Source organism: Vagococcus proximus (assembly GCF_029143285.1).
Classification (GTDB): Bacteria; Bacillota; Bacilli; order Lactobacillales; family Vagococcaceae; genus Vagococcus_D; species Vagococcus_D proximus.
This window is the reverse complement of the sequence record NZ_JAPDSH010000001.1, coordinates 429,052-454,170: the sequence shown is the minus strand read 5'-3', so window position 1 is coordinate 454,170 and position 25,119 is coordinate 429,052. Positions and strand designations below refer to the sequence as shown.

Genomic DNA, 25,119 nt, shown 5'->3' with positions numbered 1-25,119 from the left:
GCGGTCTTTATTTTTATATTTTTAAGAAACGTCTCATCGATAAAATTGACCCTACAGAACCAATCAATATCCCAACTACTAACATTAGTATATTAATCTGCGGAATAAGAGCATCTGGTTTAATTAATGAATAACCTGATGTTACTAATCCACGATTCACATAAAAGTACGCTTGCATATAACCTAAAGTCATAATAATAATTGGTACAATACTACCTAAAATACCAATCCAAGCCCCCTCTAAAAAGAATGGCCAACGGATAAAGCTATTTTTAGCTCCAACAAGTCGCATGATCTGAATTTCGCGCTTTCGTGAAATGATAGTAATACGAATTGTGTTTGAAATCAAGAATACCGCTATAAATAATAAGACGGCCGTTGCAATGATTCCCCACTTGCGCACTGCTTTAGATATTTTGAAAATCTTATCAGAAGATAGTCCACCATAATCGGCTTTATAGACATTCTTAAGTTTAGTTGCTGACTTTTGAACCTCTTTAGTAGCTTCAGGTGTTGATGCATTGACAATAAATACATCATATAATGGATTTTCATCTTTAGAGAATAATTTCCAGCTATTTCCCATATCTTCAACTAATTTTTCGTATTGTTCTTTTTTACTTGAGAACTTAACTTCTTTCACTTCTGGTAGCTTTTTAAGCTCTTTTTCTAAATTATCCAATTCTTTCTTCTCTGTTCCAATCTCAACGAATACTGAGACATCTACAGTACGTTCAATATCTTTAGCTAATTTCGTTACATTAAAGATAATTGATAAGAAAATCCCTACTAAAACTAATGTAACGGTAACCGCACTAACTGATGCTAAAGTCATCCATCCATTACGTTTTAAACTTTTTAAACTTTCGCCAATATGACGGAAAAATGTTCTAATCATCGTAACCGTATTCCCCCTCACGTTGGTCGCGAATAATACGACCATTTTCAATAGCTAATACACGGTGACGAATCGTATTTACGATTGTACTATTGTGTGTTGCCATTAAAACAGTTGTTCCTTGTAAATTAATTTTTTCTAAAAGTTTCATAATTTCCCAAGAATTTTCAGGATCTAAATTCCCTGTGGGTTCATCAGCTATTAGAACTTTTGGTGTATTTACGATTGCACGAGCAATCGCAACACGTTGTTGCTCCCCACCAGATAATTCACTTGGGAACATACGCACTTTATGACGCAATCCAACTAAATCTAAAACTTCTAATACACGTTTTTTGATTTCTCTTGGTTTTTTACCAATTACTTGCATAGCGTAAGCTACATTCTCATACACTGTTTTCTTAGGTAATAATTTATAATCTTGGAATACAATCCCAACATCACGTCTTAAGTATGGTACTTGTTTATCTTTAATTTGCATTAAATCATGATCACATACTGTTAAACTACCTTTTGTTGCTTTTTCCTCACGGTATAAAAGACGAATAAATGTTGATTTACCAGCCCCACTGGGCCCTACAACATAAACAAAATCGCCTTGTCCGATATTAATCGAAACATTTCTAAGGGCTGTTGTACCATTAGAATATTTTTTCGTAACATCAATCATTTCAATCATTTACATTCCCCTATCTTACAATAGTTGTTTTTTGAAAAATAACTAGTTTTATCTTTTTAAGACTGTCACTATTATAGCACTTGAATATTGTAATTCATCTTACTTTTAATTACAAGTTTATTTCAAATATATCACGCATTATAAACTTAATCGTAAGAAAGCGTCTATAAAGTCGTCCAAATCTCCATCCATAACAGACTGAGTATTCCCAACTTCGAAATTGGTTCTATGATCTTTAACCATAGAATACGGGTGAAAAACGTAAGATCTGATTTGTGATCCCCAACCAATTTCCATTTGTTCTCCTTTGATAGCCGCTGCTTCTTTTTCTTGTTTTTCAAGTTCTAATTGATGTAGCTTAACTTTTAACATGCCCAATGCCTGCTCTCTATTCTTCAATTGAGAACGCTGAGCTTGGCTTGAAACAACAAATCCCGTTGGAATATGGGTCAATCGAACAGCAGAATCGGTTTTATTAACATGCTGACCACCTGCCCCACTTGCTCTGAATGTATCCATTTTAATATCATCAGGGTTAATTTCTATTTCTATTTCATTATTAAGTTCTGGCATGACATCAACCGAACAAAAAGAAGTATGTCTTCTACTTTGCGAATCAAACGGTGAAATTCTTACTAATCGATGGACACCCTTTTCAGCTTTTAAATACCCATACGCATTTAAACCTTTGATTAATAATGTAACACTTTTTATTCCGGCATCATCACCCGCTTGATAGTCGATATATTCCACCTTAAAATCATGAGCATTCGCCCACCTTGTGTACATTCGGAGTAACATATCTCCCCAATCTTGCGATTCAGTTCCGCCTGCGCCCGGATGTAACTCCAGAATAGCATTATGACTATCGTATGGTCCATTTAAAAGTTGTGTTAATTCATACTGAGATAATTGATTTAAGAATAATGTTAGTCGGTCAGTTAACTCTTTTTCAAACTCTACATCATCTTCCTCACCAAGCATTTCAAGAAATACCATCAACTCGTCATACTCTTCTTCCAACTTTTTATACAATTCATATTTAGCTTTTAAAGCATTACTCTCATCAATTACTTTTTGTGCTGAATTATTATCATCCCAAAAACCTGGTTCAGACATTTTGTTATCTAAAACAGCAAGAGTCTGTTCTAACTCATCTAAGTCAAAGGGACCTCCCAAATTCGAGCAATTTGCTTTGAGCAGATTCTAGTTCTTTTTTGATTTCACTAATTTCCACGCTGTCATCTCCTTTAAAAAAAAGCAATGCGGCTTGGATTATCCAAACCGCACTGTCATATTACATCTCTTTACCGTGACAGTTCTTAAATTTCTTGCCACTACCACATGGACATAAATCATTACGTCCTACATTTTCAACTTGACGAGGTTTTTTGCGAGAGTCTGAATCCACTCGACCTTCATCCAATGAAGGTTTAGTCACTTCAGCTTGCGCTACTTGCTCACGTTGAACATTTTGTCTAATTTCTGATTTCATGAACAAACGAGTAACATCATACTCAATTGAACCAACCATTTCATTAAACATTCTATAACCTTCTTGTTGATATTCAACAAGCGGATTATTTTGCCCATAAGCTCGTAAACCAATTGACTCACGTAATTGATCCATAGCATCAATGTGATCTGTCCACTTCATATCTACTACGCGTAAAATAACTACTTTTTGGAATTCAAGTAATTGTTCTTCACTTTGTAACTGATCAGCTTTTGTTTCAAATACTTCCTTAGCCTTAGAAACTAGGTAGTCTGTCATTTCCTCTGGTGTCTTACCTTCAATATCAGCTAATGTAATATCATCTTCATGAATTAAGCATGCGCCAGCAAAATCAACGATACCTTGCAAGTTCCAATCTTTTTTCTCTGGAGCTGTTGTATGGTCTACAACAACTTGCTTAATCGTACGTTCAACCATGCCCATAACAACAGGTGTTAACGACTCATCAGACATGATAACTTCATTACGTTGTGCATAAATAATTTCACGTTGCTCACGCATTACATCATCATATTGCAAGACGTTTTTACGTGTATCGTAGTTATTACCCTCAACACGTTTTTGTGCTGCTTCAACTTGTTTAGATAACATTTTACTTTGGATAACTGCATCTTCTTCTGCAATCTTGAAACGGTCTAACATTGCTTTAACTTTATCAGAACCGAAACGTTTCATTAAATCATCTTCTAAAGATAAGTAGAATTGAGTAACACCTGGGTCACCTTGACGTCCAGCACGACCACGTAACTGATTATCAATACGGCGAGATTCGTGACGTTCAGTACCAATAACTGCTAGTCCACCTAATTCTTTAACACCTAAGCCTAATTTAATATCTGTACCACGACCAGCCATATTTGTTGCGATTGTTACCGCTCCTTTTTGGCCAGCATTTAAAATGATTTCAGCTTCTTTAAAATGATTTTTCGCATTTAAAACTTCATGAGGAACGCCTTCTTTATTTAATAAATCAGATATTAATTCTGAAGTTTCAACGGCAACCGTACCAACTAGAACCGGTTGTCCGGCTGCGTGACGTTCTTTAATATCTTGAACTACCGCTTTAAATTTACTTCCAAGAGTTGGATATAGTAAATCTGACCTGTCATCACGAGCGATGGGACGGTTTGTAGGAATTTGGAACACTTCCATGTTATAAATCTCACGGAATTCTTCTTCTTCTGTTTTAGCCGTACCAGTCATACCTGATAATTTTTTATACATTCTAAAGAAATTTTGGTACGTAACGTTAGCCATAGTTTTTGTTTCATCTTCAATTTCAACGCCCTCTTTAGATTCGATAGCTTGATGAAGGCCATCAGAATAACGACGACCATCCATAATACGACCAGTAAATTGATCAACGATCATTACTTTACCATCTTGGACAACATAATCAATGTCTAACAGCATGATATAGTTTGCGCGTAATGAATTATCTAGGTAATGTGTTAACGCCGTATTTTCAATGTCATATAAGTTTTCGACACCAAAATTTTCTTCAGCCTTTGAAATACCTTCTTCTGTAAAAGCAATCGTTTTAGATTGAACATCAATTTTATAATCCACTTCATTTTCTAAACGTTTTACAAAATTATCTGCTCTAGAATATAAAGCTGTTGATTTTTCTGCTCCACCAGAAATAATAAGTGGTGTACGGGCTTCATCGATTAAGATTGAATCAACCTCATCGACAATAGCATGGTTTAATGGACGTTGTACCATATCTTCACGGTAAACAACCATATTATCACGTAAATAATCAAAGCCTAACTCACTATTTGTACTATAAGTAATATCACAAGCATAAGCTAAACGTTTTTCTTCAGATGATTTTTCATTTAAGTTAAGTCCAACTGTCAGACCTAAGAAATTATATAACTCACCCATTTCACTAGCATCACGAGTAGATAAGTACTCATTTACTGTAACAACGTGCACGCCTTCTCCTGATAAAGCATTTAGGTATACTGGCATTGTAGCTGTTAACGTTTTACCTTCACCGGTCTTCATCTCTGGAATATTACCTTCATGAAGAACGATACCACCCATAACTTGAACTTTATAAGGGTGTAGGCCTAGTACACGCTTAGCTCCTTCACGAACTACAGCAAATGCTTCTGGTAATAAATCATCTAACGTTTCACCTTTTTGTAGACGCCCTTTGAATTCCTCTGTTTTACCTTTTAATTCATCATCGCTTAATTTTGACATAGCTTCATCATGTATAAAAACTTTATCTGCAAGCTTTTCTAAGCGTTTAATTTCTTTTTTGTCACTTTCAATTATCTTTTTAAGAAAATTAGCCATTCTGTCGTTCCTTTCATAATAAAAGAATCAATACGATTCTATCTGTTCTTATTTTTTAGTTTATAAACAATTTAATAATTTATCAATCCATCTCTATTATTTTAGCATTTTTGGAATGAAATTGAAATAGTTTTACTCTAATACAATACCACATTGTACAATTAGTTTTAATTAAATATTTATATTTTTTTAAATAAATGTATAATTAAATTATCAAAAAAAAAAAAAATGAATGAAATAGGGGGCGTTATATATAAAAAATCCAAATAGATTACTAGTGCTACTCCTTCTTGTTCTTGTATTTAGCGGAATAAGTTATCTTTCAGTAATAAATAAGCAACAGCAAGTTTTTCACCCTGCTCCAAACGTTTTAAACGATACTTCCCCTGTAATCTTTATACACGGTAGCGGCGGTAATGAAACAAACATGATTCCATTTGCACAACAGTTAAATAAAAAAATGACCTCAGATGATATTTTAAAAATAAAAGTAAAAAAAGACGGGACACTTGAGTATTTATCTGATTTTGGACGAGAACCACAATATCCATGTGTATTTATTGGCTATGAAGAGCCAGAAGCTTCCATTCAAAATTGGGCTGTAGGTCTAGCAACAGTCATCGACTCTTTAGATAAAACCTATCATTTCAAATCATATAAACTTGTTGGCTTTTCTAACGGTGGCCTTGCCGGTTCCTACTACATTGAGTCTCCGCTCTCCAAAAAACATAAAAAAGATATAACACACCTCGCTTTACTAGGTTCACCATTCAATGATCTTGATCCTATCACTAACGAAACACTAGACGATCTTACAACAAAATCAGACTCCTACTTCAAACAATTCTCTGATGCAACAGATGGTATTCCACATACCTTAAAAGTTTTATCAATCGCTGGCGATAATCAGCAAGGAACCTTATCAGATGGAACGGTCCCCATAAGTAGTGCTTTTGGCTCCCGTATCATTTTTAAACCAACTGTGAGTTTGTACCAAGAAAAAACAATCAAAGCATCCCATGGTGAACTCATATCACCAGAGAACACCTCACTTGTCACAGAGGTCGCAACGTTTCTAACAAAATAAAAAACCTTGACCATGGTCAAGGTTTTTTATTTTAATTTGTTTCAATTAATCCATATTTACCATCTTTACGTTTATAAACGATACTTGTTCCATTTGTTTCTGAATCCTCAAAGATAAAGAAATTATGACCAAGCATGTTCATTTGTAGAACCGCTTCTTCACTATCCATTGGTTTAAGTGATAAGCGTTTTGTTCTTACAATTTCAAGTTCAGGCTCTTTCTCTTCTTTTTCGTCGCCTTGGTTATTTAGGAAGACAGCCGCCATTTGAGTATCGATATTGCCTTCTCTTTGTTTGCGATTAATACGCGTTTTGAATTTTCTGATTTGTCTTTCTAATTTATCAACTACAAGATCAATACTTGCATATAAATCATGAGACGTTTCTTCCGCTCTTAGTACTATGTATGGTAAAGGAATCGTAACCTCCACTTTTGCATTTTTATCTGAGTAAACTTTTAAATTCACATGAGCTGTTGCATCAATCGTTTTTTCTTTATCAAAATAACGTTCTAATTTAGATACTTTTTTCTCAACATAGTCTCTAATAGCATCTGTTACCTCGATATTTTCTCCACGAATATTGAATTTTAGCATAACAATTACCCCTCTCATTTACCATTTATAAGAAGTAGTTTTTCTTAATTACTTAACTTCTTCTTGTCTTTATTATAACTAATTAAAAATTAAATTTCAATTAATAACCTCTCACTTCTCGTTGAACACTTCTATCAAAAATCTACAAAGATAGCGCTACCAACACTTGCAAGCTCCTATTTATACTAAAATTAAATTTCAGTTAAATTACCGTGCTAGCGAAACTGTCCTAATCTCAGCAACTCCTTCCATCCTCAACAATGAACAAGCGTGCCTTAACGTGCGACCAGTTGTATACACATCATCTACAATTACTATTTTAGCCGTTTTAAAATTTATTTCACTATTCGAATATAATGCGAACGATTGGGGAGTTTTTAGACGTTCATCACGATTTTTTTCGCTTTGTGCTTTATTAGCTGTATCAAGTTTAATAAATAACGGAACAACTTTGACTCCAGCTTGATTTAGTAACTCGTCCACTTGATTAAATCCTCTCTCATTTAAACGCTGAGTCCCTAACGGTATAGTTGTAATAATCCACCCATGGTATGCAGTTAATAGTTTTTTAAAATCTGAATGAAAGCACTTCGCTAACCGTATATCACCAATAAACTTATACTGTTTAAACCATTCTTGCATGACTGTATTATATGAGAATATAGCCTCATGTTGAATACGACCAAGATTATCAGCCTTATCCCAAGCTAAACAATCTTTACAAATGGATTCTTCATTCGGTTTTGAGCAATTGGGACAACTTTTACTTTTATCAATCCGTTCGAATTGATTTTTACACGTTAGACATATCATTTCTGGAATTAAGGGTTTAAATAAAAATAAATCTACTAGTGATAATCTAACATCAATCCGTCTTTCACAAATTATACAATTCATCATCTCACCTCATTTTCACCACGTTTAACCAACTCATTCATCTTCTTTATTTCTTTTTTTGCCTGACTCATCGCTCGACTCCGACCTTCCGCTAAAAAATAAACATCACCAGATGGGTCCTGACCACTTCGACCTGCTCTTCCCGCAATTTGAATAAGACTATGAGTGTTAAACACGATATGATCTGCATCTACAACAATGACATCTATGCAAGGAAAAGTTACACCTCGCTCTAAAATAGTTGTTGTAAAAAACCATCTGTACTCTTCTTCTCTCATTTTTTGCACGTTTAAAATTCTATCTTCATCTGATGCATAAGAAAAACCTTGCATAACACCTGGAAATAATTGTTTTGTGAGATGAACTAACTTCTTTAACATCACAACGCTTGGACAAAAAATTAATACCTGCCTTTGTTTACTTTCTTTTTGCAACAGTATCCTTTTAAGAGTTCTGTCTAGTTTTCCTTGCTTAAGTTTGTATTGCCAATTTCTCACAAATTTGAATTCGGGAACGGGCAAAGCATAACCATGATAACGCTTGGCTAAGGTTATTCCCTCAAGCTCTCCTTTTTTTACTTTTGTAAGCAGCATCTTAGGTGGTGTAGCGCTAAGATAAATAAAAGATCCCTTTTCCTTCAGCGCGTTGTTACTTGCATAGTCTAGCTCCTTATTATTTAAATATGGAAAGGCATCTACCTCATCAATAATCAACACATCAAAAGCTCTATAAAAACGGAAAAGCTGATGACATGTCAACACCACCAATTGACTATAAAAATACGGTTCATCTTGTTTACCATACAAAAGAGAAACCTCTATAGCAGAAAAAGCTGCTTTTATTCTAGGAAATAATTCAATACAAACATCTACCCTCGGCGATGCAATTCCAATTCTATACCCTTTCGCTAAAGCTAATTCTATTCCTTTAAAAAGCATTTCTGTTTTCCCTGCCCCTGTAACCGCATGAATTAAAATTGAGGACCTATCCTCTATCGCCTTCACAATCCTCTCAGAAACTCTCTTCTGATCTTTTGAAAGCACTCCGTCCCAAGTCAGTGCCCCTTTTATTCTCCCTTGCATAGAATAATCACTATTGATCCCATAAAAAACACCTATACTCGTAACCCTCCCCAACATAATGCAAGCAGGACAATATTTAATCGGACTGTCTGTAAAAGCTAAGTCCACAAGTTCCGTGTTGCCACATCTCAAACATGTCAAAATGCCATGTTCAATACTCATTGTTTGTGAAATAGTTATTCCCACTTCTCCCTCCAATTGTTCTTTACTATAGGGTAATTCATTTAATAGTAGTCGTCTGCCTATTAACAACATCTTATCTATCTCCATATAACACCTCCTGAAAATAGATACGTTTTTTTTACGAAATATTAGCAGTTTATTATACTTTGTTTTATAATCAAAGGGACTTTACAATTATGTTAAAGAATCGAAAGGATGATTCTCATGAAAACAAAAGAAAAGGTACTCTCTACTGATGGAAAAACTTCCCTTAATCACGTGACTTGGTCCCCTTCAACAGGCAAACCAAAAGCTATTTTACAACTTGTTCACGGTATGGCTGAGTACATTGAGCGCTATGACGCATTTGCTCATTACCTAAATGAAAATAAGATACTCGTTGTAGGTCACGATCATCTAGGTCACGGCTATTCAGTAGATGAAGGTGCACCTCTATACGGCTACTTTAGTAAGGAAAACAGCCCTGAAATATTAATTGAGGATGTCCATTCCATCACACTTAAAACTCAAACAGTTTACCCCGATTTACCTTATTTCATTATGGGACATAGTATGGGATCATTTGTAGTTAGAAATTACCTTAAGAAATACTCATCACTTGTGGATGGTGCCATTATAATGGGAACAGGTGGCCGTCGCCCTGAACTCAAAGCTGCCTTGGCTGTTACCGCCCTACTTAACAAAAAACAACCCACTGTGATAAATAAGAAAATCGACACGCTTGCTTTTGGTAATTTTTACAAATCATTCCCTGAAAAACGGACACCTATGGACTGGCTATCTAAAAACAAACAAAACGTAGACGACTACCTAGAAGATCCACTACTTGGATTCACCTTTACCAACAATGGATTTGACACATTGTTCCAATTAACCGCTGCGGCAAATGAAAAAGGGTGGTATAACGCAATCAATCATACTTTACCTTTTCTCTTTATAAGTGGTGAACAGGACCCTGTAGGTAATTTCGGAAAAGCTGTGATACAAGTCACTGAAGAGATGGCAACTGACGGCTTTGACGCTATTACCTTACAACTCTATCCAGATTTACGTCATGAACTCTTAAATGAAAAAGAAAGTGATTTAATTCAATCCGATATCCTGAACTGGATTAATCACCAACTTACTAAATAAAAAGACGGTTAGCTAAGCTAACCGTCTTTTTTAATGATCTTCACTATAATAAACTTCAATACCTTCTTTTTTCAAAATATTAATAAACTCTGAAGGTCGATCAAAAAATGGTACTAAGGCCGTTGCCTCACCACTTTGCTTCAAAATAGTGACAGATTTTGGTAACTCAATACTATTCCCATCAAACACTACATCAACCTCTGATTTATCTTTCATCTCTAACACTAGTTTTCTATATCCTAATGTTTTTACTTTATGAGGATTTTTTAAATCAGGCTTACGGACAACCTCTGTAGCACCCTTGTATAAAAAATGACCAATACGAGTTGTTCTACTTTCTCCATATACCATCTGTCCCTTATTTAAATAATTATCTGTTGTTACAGGATAAAGAATTCGACCTTCTCCCTCTTCAAATACATTCTCCTCAACTTCTTCTGTTACAGGAAATAATAAATAGGGTATAAGTTCTATTCTAGCTCTCCAAATATCAGTAAGTGAAACTTTTTTACCATTAGCTAAAACCAATCGTTCATTTTCAAACACGCCTTTAATTGCATCCAAAACAATCCACTCCTTACTATTTGATTTCCTCTTCATTCTACTATTAAATCCCCTATAAATTCAAATATTAATTAAAAATACTCATTATTTTTGCTTGCTTGATACACATAGCCTCGCTATACTTAATATGAAACGAGGTGTAACATGTTAACAACATACTTAACCATTAAAGAAAATGGAACACATGAAATCGAAATTAAAAAATCACGCTTCATTTGTCATCTTTACCGCATAAAATCAGAAGATGAGGCAAAAGAACTTTTAAATCAAATAAAAAAAGAACACTGGAAAGCGAGTCATAACTGTCATGCTTATGTTTTGGGTGACACCAATGAATTACAACGGAGTAGTGACGACGGAGAACCAAGTGGAACTGCTGGTCTACCCATGTTGGATATCCTAAAGAAGCGAAATATTATCAATACGCTCGCTATTGTCACACGCTATTTCGGCGGTACTGAATTAGGCAAAGGTGGTTTAATCCGTGCATATGGTGGCTCAGTTAATGATGCTCTAGACGCGATTGGAATAGTCGAAGGGAAACTTCAACAAGAAGTATTTGTCACATTAGATTACAATCAACATAGTAAATTTGATTACTTTATTGAAAATTCAACCTACACTATTAAAGAAACTGCTTTTACAGATAAAGTTGTTGTGACCTGTATGGTTGATGAGCCTGACATTGACGTGTTTTATAATGAAATAACTGAGTTATTTAGCGGACAAGCACTACTAACTAAGGGAAATAAAACCTACCACGAGACACTTTTAACTTAAAAGGAGGAACATCTTTGACTATACGCTGGACAGACTCTATTTCAGACCCCATTTACAATGATTCCTTGGCAATTAGAAAAGACGTATTTATTAATGAACAACACATTTCGCCTGCCATTGAGATCAGCGAGGAAGAAGAGTCCTATCACTTTGTGGTGTATTCTAAAGAAAATACACCTATTGCTACTTGTCGTCTCAAGCAATTAGATGACACAACCTTTAAACTGCAACGTTTTGCGGTTAGACCTACCTACCGAAAAAAAGCAATTGGAAAATCGCTTATTCAAGAGGTCGAATCATTTGTAAGTAAACACAGGGCTTCTAACATCGTTCTAAGTGCACAAGAACATGCTTTACCTTTTTATCTTAAACAGGGCTATGTTGTAAGTGGTCGTCCTTTTGAAGAAATCGGAATACCACATTACCCTTTAAAAAAATCACTTTCACTGCACTAACTAGACCTATAAAAACGAGGAATTATGATGCTAACTTTTGAACATTCTAACAATCTTAGCGCTCTTGATCGAACGATTATCAATTACATAGAAAATAACTACGAAAAAGTTATGTATATGCGAGTAAGAGACCTTGCAAATGAAACTTATACATCACCTGCTACTGTATTGAGGTGTGTTAAGAAACTTGGGTTCGCTAACTTTCCAGACTTTAAAGCACAACTCCAACTTAAAAAAAATCAAAAAAGAGAAAAACTGAATCCAGATCTCCCGTTTTCTTTTCAAAAAAATTTTGAGAAAGACTTAGCAGCTATCGGAAAGTTGATTGAGAAAGCAGATATTACTTATTGTTTAGGTTTAGGAAACTCTCAATTGATGGCAACTTACGCGTCAAATTTACTAACCACTATCGGTTATCGGAGTTTTAGTACAGATCCTGTCCTATCCTCCTACAGTCTAAATAATAAACAACACTCTGCTTCTTCGATTCCAGATGTTTGTTTGATTTTTTCTGCTTCTGGAGAATCACACAGTATTGTCCAGCTAGCGAAAGAGTTAAAAGGTACAACTATTGTGACCATTAGTATTTCAAGCAAAGCCTTCAACTCCTTGGCAACGTACACAGATTATCATTTCAACTACAATTCAGCAGTTGAGCGTACACCTCATAATTTGGATTTGAGCTCGCAGTTGCCCACTGTGTATTTTATTGAAACACTTATTCAATTTTTTATTTTCTTTTAAGGCTTAATCCATTCGATTTAATGATATCTTTATACCAATAAAAACTCTCTTTTTTAATACGTGTCAGTTCTTTTTCAGACTCTTCATCTCGGTCTACATAAACAAAACCATAGCGTTTTTGGTATCCATTTAACCAACTTAACAAATCAGTAAAACTCCACGTACAATAACCTAAAACGTCGACACCGTCTTCTATTGCTTTTCCAATCTCACTGACATGTTTTTCAAGAAAATCAATCCGATTAGCGTCATTGACAGTCCCATCTTCTTCTAACTTATCAAAATCTCCGAGCCCATTTTCAGTAATTAGGATAGGTATATCATAACGACTAGCAATCCGTCTTAAGGCTAATCTCAATCCTACTGGATCAATCGTCCAATCCCAATTGGTTGTTTCTAGAGTGGGATTAACTGCCGTTTTAAATAAACCAGGTAACCCTTTACTTTCACTCTTCCCTTTTTCTCCAGTTGTATTCATTTTACTATCAAAACCAATTCCATCACTAGGATTTGCTTCTAGTGTCGCCGTTTGATAATAATTCAAACCCATAAAATCTGGTCGACCCGCTTTTAAGAGTTCGCTATCACCTGGTAATTGTGTAGGCGCAAGCCCTTTGTCTTCTAATACTTTCATCGCTAACCTTGGATAGGTTCCACGAACGTAGCAATCCATCCAAAAATAAGAAAGCAGTTCTTGGTGTTGTTCAGCAGCTAAACAGTTTTCAGGCTGGCAATCCAATGCATAAGAAGGCGTATAAGCAAAACTTGGACCAATCTTTCCTTTATAACCGCCCTCTCGAAATGCCTTTATAACAGAAGCATTAGCTAAATTAGCAATATGATTAGCTTCATACATACGCTTAGGATCTTTAACAGCCGGCGGATGCGTAGCGAATAAATAACCATGCATGATAAATATATTTTGTTCATTTAATGAAACCCAATAATTTACTCGATCAGAAAACATTTCAAAAAGAACTTTTGCATATTCTGTAAAATCTTGAATGATTTCTCTGGATTCCCAGCCCCCATATGATGCTTGAAGTGCGTAAGGTAAATCCCAATGATAAAGAGTAACGATTGGCTCAATACCGTATTTCAAAAGCTCATCAATTAAATCACTATAGAATTTCAAACCTTCCAGATTAATTTCACCTTTACCGTTAGGGATAATGCGCGACCACGAAATTGAAAAACGATAAGCCTTTAATCCCTGTTCAGCCATCAATTTAACATCTTCCTTGTAACGATGATAATGATCAACTGCTATATTACCCGTTGTACCTTTATAAGTTGCCCCAGGCTGTTTCACAAATTCATCCCAAATAGAAGCCGCTTTTCCATCTTCATTCCAAGCTCCTTCAATTTGATAAGCAGCTGAGGCTGAGCCCCATAAAAAATCTGATGAAAACAAACTTCTCTCCTCTTTAGCCATATATTCACTCCTCATTTTTTTTATATACTCATGATAATACAAAACCATACAACTATGACGGGTTTCTCACATTCTGATTGTAAAAACAAGCATGAAACGATGTGTTTCATATCTAAATAAAAAAAGAAGACCTCTTGGTCTTCTTTTTTTATTTCATGGATAATGAACGAGTTGATCGACGTACAATATAAAGTCCTAATCCTACCACAGCTACAATACCTAACCAAAAGCCGATAGGGTTTGTAAAAATCATCTTAAATTTCTCAAAAATGTCAATTTGGATATACTCAGGGGTGACATTCATCACCGCAATCAATAACACAGGTATTAATATAATAACTATTAAACTAACAAAAAAAACAGGTAGTACAGCAAAACGTTTTGTTTGAGCCATGCAAAACCAAACAACAATTCCAAGTAAAACTAATTCAATTACATCAATCAAGCGAGTCAACCAAAAGTTAACGGCTAAGCTTGGTGCTAGTGTATACTTCCACGTATCATCCGTATAATAAAATAAATAATCCAAAACTATCGGATAAAGCACTCTGTAAAGAACAACCCACGTCACTGCAAAAAATAAAATGCCAAGTAAATTCGCCACATATTGCGTTTTTCTTGAAATGCTAAATTGTGCTCCTAAGGTAAATACTTTCTTGATTGGATTGGTCATGACAATAATAAATAACAACCATAAGGATTGTGTAAAACCATTAGATGCTTTAAAATCCCCTTGCCAGTTTACATTATTAATCAAATCAACAGCTATAGGAAAAACAATATCTATTAATATAGCGAAACTCGAAACAATTAGTGTTGTTATCACCCAAATTTTAAAATAATATCTAAAAATAGGCTTAATCTTCATGTGTCAAAACCTCCTTACCTGATGTAAATTGAATAAACATTTTTTGTAGATCAACACGATCCACGGTCAATTCATCTGAAAGTTCCGGTAACTTCCCGTAGCAGTATACTGTCACTTCTCCGCCCATTTCTTCAGAGCCAATAATCGTTGGTTCCTTAAGTAATGATTCCATTTTTTCTTTAGGACCTTTTACGGACCACGCTTTAGCTAAAATATGATCGACTGTCTCATCTAAAATTATTTGTCCTTCATCCAATACAATAACTGAATTAATAACATTAGCTATCTCAGAAATTAAATGTGTTGACAAAATAAAACTACGAGGTTTATCAATAAATGTTGCCAACAATTCTTTATAAAAAATATCACGATGATTGGCGTCCAGTCCTAATGTAGGTTCATCTAGAAATATAAATTTACACGGAACACATAAGGCTAAAATAATATTAAAAATTGATTTATAACCTGTTGAAAGTTTAGCTAATTTCATTTTGACATCCAATCCAAATATATCAACTAAACGCTCCATTAACTCTGTATCAAAATCGTCATACACTAGCTTAGCAAAATTGAAATAATCTTTTGCTTGCATAGAGTCATCTTTTCCAAACAAACAACTATCGTTGACTAAGAAGATTTCAGACAATAACTCGTCATTTTCAAGAACATTTTCATTATCTAATAGAACTTCACCCTCATCACCTATTATTCTGTTATTTATAATTGAAAGGAGAGTACTCTTTCCTGCACCATTTCGACCTAACAAGCCATACAACTGTCCTTCTTCTAATTTAAAGTTAACTTGATGCAACACTTGCTTCTTACCAAATGATTTATCAATACTAATTATTTCTAATTTACTCATTTTCAAACCCTCTCTCAATTAATACTAGTAGTTCTGATTTGGATAAATTTAAGCCTTTCGCCTCCGCTACTAAACCTACAATATTTTCATTAATAAATTGCTCTTTGCGCTCTTCAAAAATAAGTTGACTCCCATTTTCTGTTACAAACATTCCAATACCACGTCGTTTGACTAATATTTTTTTTGATACGAGTAAATTCATTCCTTTTAAAACAGTCGCAGGATTAACATTATAGCGTTTAGAAATTTCAGTCGTAGAAGGAATCTGTGTACCTGGGCTATATACCCCTTTCATCACACCTTCTTCTATTTGCTTTGCAATTTGTTTATATAAAGGTAATGTACTATCAAAATCTAATCTCATCCCATCACCCTCCTAGTTAATCAGTTAATCACTAACCTAACTAAGTATACAGTAACCGTTTTTTCGTGTAAAGACTAATTGTTATTTTTAGTACCTATTATACAATTGGACTCTAGAAAAACGATGAGAATTTTATGAGCTTAATTGCAAAATAAACACTTAAAATGATAGACTAAATAAGAAGAAATTAAGGAGGTCGTATAAATTATGACAAGTATCACTATCGCAAAAAATGACAAAGATTTGGGAATACCGCTACAATACTTAAACCGCCATGGTTTTATTACAGGTGCTACCGGAACTGGAAAAACAGTCACACTCAAGGTTATTGCTGAACAATTAAGTAAACAAGGGATTCCAGTATTTTTAGCCGATATCAAGGGTGATTTAGCTAGTTTATCTCAGGCTGGAGATGAAAGTAAAATGAAGGAACGCCTTGAAAAACTTGGAATTAGCGACTACACTGCTCAACCTTTTCCAGTTCGGCTGTGGGATGTATACGGTGAATTAGGTCACCCTGTTAGAGGGACAATTTCAGAGATGGGGCCTATCTTACTTTCTCGTTTATTTGAATTAAGTGAGACTCAAGCAGACGTCTTACAAGTTTTATTTAAAATAGCAGATGACAAAGGCTATCTTTTAATTGATTTAAAGGATTTACAAGCACTAGTAACAGAAGTAAGCAATCATTTGCCTGACTACACTGGTGAATATGGCCATATTACTAAACAAACTTTAGGGGCGATTCAACGTCACCTACTTACAATCCAAGAACAAGGCGGAGATTTATTTTTCGGAGAGCCCGCTATAAAACTAACTGATTTCATCAGACAAGATGAGACTGGCAAAGGCTATCTTAATATTTTAATGGCACAAAAACTTTATCAAAACCCATTATTATACGCAACCATGTTAATTTGGTTGCTTGCACAATTGTTTGAAGAACTACCTGAAGTTGGTGATCTAGATAAGCCAAAACTTGTTTTTTTCTTTGACGAAGCGCATCTTTTATTTAATGATATGCCCAAGAGTCTAGTTTCACAGGTTGAAAAAGTCGTTCGTTTAATCCGCTCGAAAGGTGTTGGTGTTTATTTTGTTACCCAAAACCCTATCGACTTACCAGAATCGATTTTAGCTCAATTAGGCAATCGTATCCAACATGCCTTACGCGCTTACACACCTAAAGAACAAAAAGCTATTAAGGCTGCTGCTGATAGCTATCGTCCCAATGAAAACTTCAAAGTGGCAGATGTTATTACTGAATTGCAAGTTGGTGAAGCTTTAATTTCATTTTTAGATGAGACTGGAACCCCTAGTGTTGTTGAACGTGCAATGATTAGGCCACCAGAAAGTTTCCTAGGAACAGTTGATGAAACACAGTACAAAAAACTAATTGAAAGCTCTCCTTTCGATGCACAGTATAAAACTCCTGTTGATCGTGAATCAGCTTATGAACTCCTTTCTAAAAAAATTGATGCTGAACGAGAAGAAGAAGCGAAAGAGAAGTTACAAAAAGAGTTAGAAAAAGAAGAGAAAATTAAAGAAAAAGCGAAGAAGAAAAAACCAAAAGGTGCTGTCGAAAAAATAGCAGACTCTTTCACAAATCAGTTAATCAGAAGCATTGGTCGAGAAATGAGCCGTAGTGTACTTGGTATATTTAAACGTAAATAAAAAGGCCGTTATGGTCTTTTTATTTACGTTTTTTCAAATAACGTTCGTTTTGTATATTAATGGTGAAAAAAAATCACTTCCTAATAATAAATCAATTTGTTCAAATAACTATTTTTTTGAAAAAACTACCCTATTTGAGCGTTTTGTTTTATTTTTTGGTTTTTTTTTGTTATTTTCATATAATAACAACCTATTTGTTTTATGATAAAATAAATAGAATTCATTATATCTGTTGAATAAAGGAGAAAAGATCTTTATGTTAAATCTTATATTTAAAACGAATGAACACAAAATACTAATGCTGCTTAATCAACTTTCTAGCGAGAACCCGAAACAAAAAACGGACCTCTGTGAAAGTTTAGCAGTAAGTCGACCGACATTAGATCGATACGTTTCACAGCTTAATGATTATTATCAGGATCAATTTAAAACAAGCCAACCTATTATTATAAATACAGGGCAAACTTTACAAATTGATTTTAACTCACCTGAAAATCAACACCTAAGTAAAAATATCCTAATTATAAAAAAAGTTCAATCTGATTTATCTCATTCCTATGAGTATTTAATCTTGAACTATTTAGTAAAACATCGCCATTTTAAACTAAGTGAACTTTTAACTGAAATTAATATTTCAGAAGTTTACTACAATCAAATTCTAGCTCGACTTAAGGCATTTTTAAAACACTATAATATAACAATCAAAACGAAACGCGGAAATATCGGGTTAGAGGGTAGCTTGCAAAATATCCTTCTTTTTTCATACCTATTCTCAGAAATGCATGATAAATTATTTTCTGATGGAGAAAACTATAATGACGACAAAAAATCAGAAATAGAACACTATCTTGCGGACCATACCATTAGTGATTTAAATGATTTTCAACAATTTCGTGCCAATACCTTATACAATTGTATAAGAAACTTCTTACCAGAATTAGAAACCTATACAATAGAAGATCCAGATGTAAAGCTATTGTTGAAACTCTTATATGAGGAAACGAATTTATTTAGTCCTGAAATTACTGACATGATTTCCAACCCGGATGCCCTTGCTTTTACAAACTTTTTAATTCTAATACTATTTTCTCAAGTTGCTGAACAAAATGACCATCTTATAATCTACTTAAACATCTTAGAGAAATTAAATACTGAATTACCAGAAATTATTATGCAGTCTGAAGAAATCAGCCAACATTTACTAGACAGTATTGGCCCTATTTCAAAAAAAGATGCTCTAACATTTAACTACACAACGTTAGTCAGCCTCATCTATCTCAAACTTTTTTCATCAGACATGAAGAGTATCTTTAAAGCAACTCAGCTAACTGAGGACGTCAAAGATACTTCTCCAAAATCAACTCTTCAAGCTAATATTTCATCAGATTTAATTAAAACAGGCATTTCACCAAGCTATGCAAAACTATTATTAGATAATATTGACTTTTTCGAAGAATTAACATCATCTTTCTATCGAAAAACACGCCAAACTAAACTTTATGTTGTATTAGATTTTCAAACTAAATTATCTTATGAATACTACTTAAAAGAACGTTTATCAGAATTATTCAAACCTGACACCATCGTCTTTCATAATGATGCAAGACAGGCAGATTTAGTCGTTTCTGATCAATTACACGCCTATGAGGAACCTGTAAAATTTTACTATTACGCTAATATTGAAGCAGATAAAGACCTTCGAAGCTTGTGCCGTTTGATTTCTGATGTTTATTTAGAAAAACTTTTCCAAAAAAAATAAGACCTTATGGTCTTATTTTTTTTGATTTGATGTCACTAAAAATATAAAAACAGTCACAATAAGTAGGTCAGCTGTCCCACCAATTGATAAATTTTCTGAAATAAATAAATCGTTCAATTCATTTAAATAAGTTATTCCCTCTTCTGTTTGACTGCCACCTTTTTCAAAATAACGCGTCACAATTGTTTTGGACCAGTTTAATATTTTGATGTCACCCGCTCGTTTTATTAAATTACTATCTTCATTATAATAAAGCATCAGCATTAGTACATTCAATAACGACTCGTTAGAGCACGCTCCATACTGTTCTAATAAAGGTAAACCATAATTTAATACAGTAGGAAATCCTTGTGCTACTTCCCCTCTAACTCCTAGTAAACCATAGTCGATGTATAATTTTTCGCCATTTGTAAGCGCCTCTTCCGTTTTTAACTCCAATCCTTTGAAATCATCTAAAAGATGACCTGTCATGGCTTTAACAACACTCTGAAGTGAGTCAATTGTTACAGTTTTTTTTTGACTTTCTAAATGTCCTAATCCTGCTAGTATAATACCTAGCGAAAAGATAGCACCTTTGTGAGTGTTAACATTATGAGTTGACTGCATCATTTCTTTTTCCGCTTTCAAACCTATAGGACGAATTGAATCAAAAAGTTCGTTTAAATCGTTCCCTTCAAATTGATAACCAGCTAGATACATATCTTCGAACTCTTTTTGCATACTACAACTGCTATCTATAAATGTAAAAATATCCATATCCTGGTGTGCCCCTGAATTAACTGGATCTACTAAACCAGGTTTTGGGTGACATACCGCTTCGTAAAGCATAGCCCGCTGTGCAAATTGACTGTAATATCTAGCATTTTTCATTGTTATCTCCTTTAAATTAGTGACTGACACATTTTATTTATCTTAGTTCTCAAATCGTCTATCGAATGAGTTTTAGCACGGGTACATTCCTTAGCAGGTTTTTGACAAACATAACATCGTCTTGACGGCAAATTGTAAAAATCGCGATCAATAATTAGCATTTCTCCCGCCTCATCTCGTTGATACACATCAATATCAAGCAGTCTACCTACTTGATGGAATGTTTCAAAGTTAATACAAAGTCTTTTAATATCATTTCGTTCAGAGTCAATCAATGTATAAAATTCAGGCCCAGTTGGATTATATTTTTTTCTCACATGACGTATGATTAATTCATTATCCATTAGGTAGCGTTCGAACGCTTCTGTTGCCAAGTTAAATACTTTTTCAATACTCTCATTTGTTTTGATATCTCCAGGTATGTTAATCCCAATTGAAACCAATTGACATGTAGGGAATTCAGCCAATTGTTGCAATTTATAACGCTCCCGTTCTTCTTTATTATCTAATATATCAAGCAATGTTTGCGGTGTACCTGTTAAGAACATATCCATCTCGCTTACCTCACTATTCTTTTACTTGTTTAACAACATCAATCAGTGACCCATCTCGGTATTCCACGTAAGCCACAACTTTGTCTGTATACTCAATCGGCTCAGGAACACCAACAATTTTTTCAGCTCTTTCTTGTAATTCTGCCATAGTAAACACAGGGATACTAGGATTATTTTTGAATTGTTCAATCAAATCTGTACGGGCAGGATTAATAGCAATTCCTATTTCTGTCACAACAACATCAATACTTTCACCAGGTGTTACGACAGTCGTTAATTCATTAACAATCGTGGCTAATCGACCACGTACCAGTGGCGCTGATATGATGGTTAACTTAGCATTAGCAGCATCTTGATGGCCTCCAATAGCCCCACGTAAGACACCATCTGAACCTGTCATAACATTAACATTAAAGTTGGTATCAATTTCAAGCGCTGATAAAATAACAACATCTAACTTATTAACTACTGCACCTTTATTATGCGGCCCAGCATAGAATGACGCATCAATTTCTTGTTGTTTAGCATTTTCAGCCATACCTAATGCCGCACCTTTATCAAAATCTTGAACATCAACAATAGTATCAATTAACCCTTCTTCTAATAAATCAACAGTTGGACGAGTAATACCACCTAACGCAAAACTAGCTCTTACATTATTTTCAATCATAGAATTTCTTAAATAGCGTGTAACAGCTAAGGCAGCTCCACCCGTTCCTGTTTGGAAAGAGAAACCGTCTTTAAAGTACTCCGAATTGACAATGACATTATTAACCATCTCTGCAATTTTTAATTCTTTAGGGTCTTTTGTGAAACGAGTTGCGCCTGCCCCAATTTTATCAGGATTCCCAATTTCTTCGACTTTCACAACAAAGTCAACTTGCGTTTGAGGAATACTAATCGGTGTATTTGGATAGCCACAAATTGTATCTGTGATTAAAACAACTTTATCTGCATACTGAGCATCAACTCGAGCGTAACCAAGGGAACCAAAAACAGCTTTTCCATTGACTGCATTAGCATTACCATAATCATCTGAACAAGGTACTGCAAGGAATGCCACGTCAATTTTAATCTCACCACATTCAATCGCACGAGCACGGTTACCATGCGAACGTAAGATTACAGGATTTTCCATTTGTCCACTTGAAACAAATTCTCCTAAACTTCCACGCATACCACTACTTGTAATCGATGTAATAACACCCGCTTTAACACACTCAACCACCATGTCATTCATAACATTTGTTAAAGAACTCGGTGCTAGCGTTAAGTCTTTGAAGCCCATATTTTTAATCTCTGTCATCACTTGGTTAAAAACATAATCTCCTTCACGTAAATGATGGTGGAATGAAATAGTCATCCCATCTTTAAGTCCTGTGCGTTTGATTACTTCTTGAATATCATCTACTCGTTTCGAACCCGTTGTTGGCATTGTTTTAACTTTAGGAGCAACACGCTCTATTTCCAAACTTTCTAAATCTGCTGTTTTAAACGGCTCATAAGTTTGTCCTAAACTATTTTTAAATGTATTTTCAATTTTATTCATAGAGATTACCCTCTTCATCAATTATTTTTGACGCTTTCGCTAACATCATGACACGCTCAGCTCTCATTACAATTGGCTTATCAATCATTTTACCGTTTAATGAGATCACGCCTGAACCATTCTTCTCGGCAGTCTTAATAGCTTCTATAACAGCTTTAGCATTTTCGATTTCCTTAATAGTTGGGGCATAAATTTCATTAACAACAGGTATTTGACGAGGATTAATAACAGACTTGCCATCAAAACCAAGCTGACGAATTAACGCAACTTCATTACGGAAACCTTCTTCATTGTTAACATCTGAATAAACTGTATCAAATGCTGAAATACCAGCTGCACGTGCCGCGTGAATAATCATACTACGAGCAAAGAATAACTCTTGACCGTCTGGATAGCGACGTGTTTTCATATTAGTCACATAATCTTCAGCCCCAATAGCTATACCTATCAAACGCTTAGATGAGACTGCAATAGCTGGTGCATTTAAAACCCCACTCGCCCCTTCAATAGCCGCCATCATTCGTGTTGAGCCTTCTTCACGTCCAAAAGTTTTTTCCGCTTCTAAAATAACTGCTTCAACCTCTAAAACATCTTCAACCGTTTCAGTTTTTGGTAAACGAATAACATCTACACCTGCTTTAACCATTGAAAAAATATCAGCTCTACCAAATTCTGATGAACACTCATTGATACGAACAACTAATTCAGTTTCACCGTAATCAACTGTTTGGATGGCTTGATAAACTAACATTCTAGCTGCATCTTTTTCTAATAATGATACTGAATCTTCTAAATCAAACATAATCGAGTCTGCACCGTAAATCCCAGCATCTTTAATCATAGAAGGGTTATTCCCAGGTACAAACATCATCGTTCTTCTTAAACGTTCTTCCATTTTACAGTACCTCCCAATTAATATCTGTGTGTTTCGCATCAATAGCTCGGTTAATCGCCGCAACCATACGAGCTTTGATCGTACAATCTAGTGCACCTTTGTCTACAGCTTTAACTTTAGCTTCTGTAATACCGTAAGCTTCCAGTGTGTCTATCATCACTTTTTTAATTTGTGTTCCGTACTGTTTAGCTACTTGGCTATCTAATTCTATTTGAATCCCTTCAGTACTTTTTGATACTGTAATTTGGATATCACTTGATTCCAATGTGCCTGCAATGGCTGTTTTTTCAATCTTCATTCTTAATTTCCTCCCTAGTTTTTATTCGCGTCAACAAGCTCTCCTTGTGCGCCATAATAAAATCAAATGTCGGTTTAGGCACTTGGTCTTTTATATATTCTAATTGGTTTTGAGCCAATAGATGTCGAATTTCTGTCGCTGATATAGCGATACCTTCTTGTGTTTCCTTTCGAGGAATCACTTTTACATCACATACGTCATTCAAAACGGACTGTAACGCTTCATTATAAGCTTGTGTTGTTACCGAAAATGGTTCTTCTCCTAAATAGCGACTTGTTATATTTAACTCTGGAACAAACCACTTTTTAAAAATACTAGCATCTAGTTTTGTTTGAAATGCAACCTTATCATCTGTGTCCTTTAAAAAATAGGTCGGGAAAGTAATCGGACTAACTTGATAATCTGCGCCACTACAAACGATGACATTCTCTAAATCCTTTGTATTTTCTTGAACCAATCGATAACGTTCCTCCGTTGTAAATAGTGATCTATCCGCGCTGACAACAAATAAGTAAACCCACTCATTTTCAGTTGCAGCTGTCTCAACTAAATGACGATGTCCTAAAGTAAATGGATTGGCATTCATGACAATGCTAGCAATCTTCTCCCCTTTTTTATGAGGAATAGTACTCAAATAGTCCATGATAGTTTGATCACCAGTTTCTAATAAACAGCCTTTTTCAATTGAAGCTAATTCTTTAAATCCTAAATACTGAAAAGACTGACTATACATTGGCTTCGTAAAAACAAAGACATGAAAAATATGACGTGTTGCTAAATCAGAAATAACACTTGAAATAAGTGTATTAAACAAACTTCCGCCTGCTCGTTCTGATTCTTTAATTGCTACAAATTTGATTATATTAGTTGAACTTGATGCAGTTGCAATTAATTCATCATCTAAATAAATCCCTAAGGTAAAATCTAGCTCTGCTAGTTCTACCTTAGAGAAAGCTGTTAACCCTTCTTCTTTAAGAAGAGTTGACCACTCATTTAATTGTTTCGTATGACTTAAATTTAGATGAACTACATTATATTCTGAATACATGGTAGTCCTCCTTAAAAAT

24 protein-coding genes and 2 pseudogenes are annotated in these 25,119 nt (G+C 34.6%); 7 read left to right on the top strand and 19 right to left on the bottom strand.

Annotated elements, in window-relative coordinates:
- Positions 1-13 precede the first annotated feature (13 nt).
- The 5 genes and pseudogenes from ftsX to secA form a co-directional block, all read right to left on the bottom strand.
- Positions 14-898 (bottom strand): permease-like cell division protein FtsX, encoded by an 885-nt coding sequence (gene ftsX / locus OL233_RS02175; protein ID WP_275470723.1) that lies wholly within the window; start codon positions 896-898, stop codon positions 14-16.
- The gene (gene ftsE, locus OL233_RS02170) at positions 891-1,577 is read right to left on the bottom strand and encodes a cell division ATP-binding protein FtsE (protein WP_126830522.1); all 687 of its coding nucleotides are present in this window, start codon (positions 1,575-1,577) and stop codon (positions 891-893) included. The genes ftsX and ftsE overlap by 8 nt, the downstream gene beginning before the upstream one ends.
- 138 nt (positions 1,578-1,715) lie before the next feature.
- A protein-coding gene (gene prfB / locus OL233_RS02165) for a peptide chain release factor 2 (protein ID WP_275470722.1) occupies positions 1,716-2,814 on the bottom strand; the annotation gives its coding sequence in 2 pieces (ribosomal slippage) (positions 1,716-2,753 and positions 2,755-2,814; 1,098 coding nt in all).
- 60 nt (positions 2,815-2,874) lie between these two features.
- Positions 2,875-2,955, bottom strand: a pseudogene (locus tag OL233_RS11460) (SEC-C metal-binding domain-containing protein); the annotation flags it as partial.
- Between the two features lie 68 nt (positions 2,956-3,023).
- Positions 3,024-5,403 (bottom strand): annotated as a pseudogene (gene secA / locus OL233_RS02160) (preprotein translocase subunit SecA); the annotation flags it as partial.
- Between the two features lie 277 nt (positions 5,404-5,680).
- Between secA and OL233_RS02155 the strand changes: the two are divergent.
- Positions 5,681-6,490 (top strand): alpha/beta hydrolase, encoded by an 810-nt coding sequence (locus OL233_RS02155; protein ID WP_275470720.1) that lies wholly within the window; start codon positions 5,681-5,683, stop codon positions 6,488-6,490.
- 31 nt (positions 6,491-6,521) lie between these two features.
- Here OL233_RS02155 and hpf read toward each other — a convergent pair whose 3' ends face one another.
- The 3 genes from hpf to OL233_RS02140 form a co-directional block, all read right to left on the bottom strand.
- Entirely contained in the window at positions 6,522-7,085 is a 564-nt protein-coding gene (hpf, locus tag OL233_RS02150; RefSeq protein WP_275470719.1) for a ribosome hibernation-promoting factor, HPF/YfiA family, read from the bottom strand.
- Positions 7,086-7,292: 207 nt separating this feature from the next.
- On the bottom strand, positions 7,293-7,985 hold the full coding sequence (locus OL233_RS02145) for a ComF family protein (protein ID WP_275470718.1): 693 nt from the start codon (positions 7,983-7,985) through the stop codon (positions 7,293-7,295).
- Positions 7,982-9,334 carry an ATP-dependent helicase ComFA gene (locus OL233_RS02140; protein ID WP_275470717.1) on the bottom strand — a complete coding sequence of 451 codons (1,353 nt, stop codon included), beginning with the start codon at positions 9,332-9,334 and terminating at the stop codon, positions 7,982-7,984. Before OL233_RS02140 ends, OL233_RS02145 begins: the two co-directional genes overlap by 4 nt.
- 117 nt (positions 9,335-9,451) lie before the next feature.
- Here OL233_RS02140 and OL233_RS02135 point away from each other — a divergent pair, with 117 nt between their 5' ends.
- Positions 9,452-10,381: an alpha/beta fold hydrolase gene (locus OL233_RS02135; RefSeq protein WP_275470716.1), complete on the top strand. Its 930-nt coding sequence runs from the start codon at positions 9,452-9,454 to the stop codon at positions 10,379-10,381.
- 30 nt (positions 10,382-10,411) lie between these two features.
- Here the strand turns inward: OL233_RS02135 and OL233_RS02130 are convergent, their stop codons facing one another.
- The gene (locus OL233_RS02130) at positions 10,412-10,981 is read right to left on the bottom strand and encodes a hypothetical protein (RefSeq protein ID WP_275470715.1); all 570 of its coding nucleotides are present in this window, start codon (positions 10,979-10,981) and stop codon (positions 10,412-10,414) included.
- Positions 10,982-11,089: 108 nt separating this feature from the next.
- Here OL233_RS02130 and OL233_RS02125 point away from each other — a divergent pair, with 108 nt between their 5' ends.
- The 3 genes from OL233_RS02125 to OL233_RS02115 are packed head-to-tail and all read left to right on the top strand — an operon-like array spanning position 11,090 to position 12,924.
- On the top strand, positions 11,090-11,725 hold the full coding sequence (locus tag OL233_RS02125) for a YigZ family protein (RefSeq protein WP_275470714.1): 636 nt from the start codon (positions 11,090-11,092) through the stop codon (positions 11,723-11,725).
- Positions 11,726-11,739: 14 nt separating this feature from the next.
- Positions 11,740-12,180: a GNAT family N-acetyltransferase gene (locus tag OL233_RS02120; RefSeq protein WP_275470713.1), complete on the top strand. Its 441-nt coding sequence runs from the start codon at positions 11,740-11,742 to the stop codon at positions 12,178-12,180.
- A 24-nt stretch (positions 12,181-12,204) separates the two neighbouring features.
- Positions 12,205-12,924 carry a MurR/RpiR family transcriptional regulator gene (locus OL233_RS02115; RefSeq protein WP_275470712.1) on the top strand — a complete coding sequence of 240 codons (720 nt, stop codon included), beginning with the start codon at positions 12,205-12,207 and terminating at the stop codon, positions 12,922-12,924.
- Here the strand turns inward: OL233_RS02115 and OL233_RS02110 are convergent.
- The 4 genes from OL233_RS02110 to OL233_RS02095 form a co-directional block, all read right to left on the bottom strand.
- The gene (locus tag OL233_RS02110) at positions 12,911-14,359 is read right to left on the bottom strand and encodes a glycoside hydrolase family 1 protein (RefSeq protein WP_275470711.1); all 1,449 of its coding nucleotides are present in this window, start codon (positions 14,357-14,359) and stop codon (positions 12,911-12,913) included. The two genes, OL233_RS02115 and OL233_RS02110, sit on opposite strands and share 14 nt — an antisense overlap.
- A gap of 148 nt (positions 14,360-14,507) precedes the next feature.
- Positions 14,508-15,227: a hypothetical protein gene (locus OL233_RS02105; protein ID WP_275470710.1), complete on the bottom strand. Its 720-nt coding sequence runs from the start codon at positions 15,225-15,227 to the stop codon at positions 14,508-14,510.
- The gene (locus OL233_RS02100) at positions 15,217-16,092 is read right to left on the bottom strand and encodes an ATP-binding cassette domain-containing protein (RefSeq protein ID WP_275470709.1); all 876 of its coding nucleotides are present in this window, start codon (positions 16,090-16,092) and stop codon (positions 15,217-15,219) included. The genes OL233_RS02105 and OL233_RS02100 overlap by 11 nt, the downstream gene beginning before the upstream one ends.
- Entirely contained in the window at positions 16,085-16,456 is a 372-nt protein-coding gene (locus tag OL233_RS02095; protein ID WP_275470708.1) for a GntR family transcriptional regulator, read from the bottom strand. The genes OL233_RS02100 and OL233_RS02095 overlap by 8 nt, the downstream gene beginning before the upstream one ends.
- Before the next feature lie 207 nt (positions 16,457-16,663).
- Between OL233_RS02095 and OL233_RS02090 the strand changes: the two genes are divergently transcribed.
- Positions 16,664-18,127 (top strand): helicase HerA-like domain-containing protein, encoded by a 1,464-nt coding sequence (locus OL233_RS02090; protein WP_275470707.1) that lies wholly within the window; start codon positions 16,664-16,666, stop codon positions 18,125-18,127.
- A gap of 256 nt (positions 18,128-18,383) precedes the next feature.
- Positions 18,384-19,886: a helix-turn-helix domain-containing protein gene (locus tag OL233_RS02085; protein WP_275470706.1), complete on the top strand. Its 1,503-nt coding sequence runs from the start codon at positions 18,384-18,386 to the stop codon at positions 19,884-19,886.
- A 12-nt stretch (positions 19,887-19,898) separates the two neighbouring features.
- On the opposite strand, the gene citG is transcribed toward OL233_RS02085, so the two are convergent.
- The 6 genes from citG to citC are packed head-to-tail and all read right to left on the bottom strand — an operon-like array spanning position 19,899 to position 25,100.
- The gene (gene citG / locus OL233_RS02080; RefSeq protein ID WP_275470705.1) at positions 19,899-20,756 is read right to left on the bottom strand and encodes a triphosphoribosyl-dephospho-CoA synthase CitG; all 858 of its coding nucleotides are present in this window, start codon (positions 20,754-20,756) and stop codon (positions 19,899-19,901) included.
- An 11-nt stretch (positions 20,757-20,767) separates the two neighbouring features.
- On the bottom strand, positions 20,768-21,310 hold the full coding sequence (gene citX, locus OL233_RS02075) for a citrate lyase holo-[acyl-carrier protein] synthase (RefSeq protein ID WP_275470704.1): 543 nt from the start codon (positions 21,308-21,310) through the stop codon (positions 20,768-20,770).
- Positions 21,311-21,323: 13 nt separating this feature from the next.
- Positions 21,324-22,859 carry a citrate lyase subunit alpha gene (gene citF / locus OL233_RS02070; protein ID WP_275470703.1) on the bottom strand — a complete coding sequence of 512 codons (1,536 nt, stop codon included), beginning with the start codon at positions 22,857-22,859 and terminating at the stop codon, positions 21,324-21,326.
- The gene (gene citE / locus OL233_RS02065) at positions 22,852-23,754 is read right to left on the bottom strand and encodes a citrate (pro-3S)-lyase subunit beta (RefSeq protein WP_275470702.1); all 903 of its coding nucleotides are present in this window, start codon (positions 23,752-23,754) and stop codon (positions 22,852-22,854) included. Before citE ends, citF begins: the two co-directional genes overlap by 8 nt.
- 1 nt (position 23,755) lies before the next feature.
- Positions 23,756-24,052: a citrate lyase acyl carrier protein gene (citD, locus tag OL233_RS02060; protein WP_126830565.1), complete on the bottom strand. Its 297-nt coding sequence runs from the start codon at positions 24,050-24,052 to the stop codon at positions 23,756-23,758.
- Entirely contained in the window at positions 24,042-25,100 is a 1,059-nt protein-coding gene (gene citC, locus OL233_RS02055; protein ID WP_275470701.1) for a [citrate (pro-3S)-lyase] ligase, read from the bottom strand. Before citC ends, citD begins: the two co-directional genes overlap by 11 nt.
- Positions 25,101-25,119 lie beyond the last annotated feature (19 nt).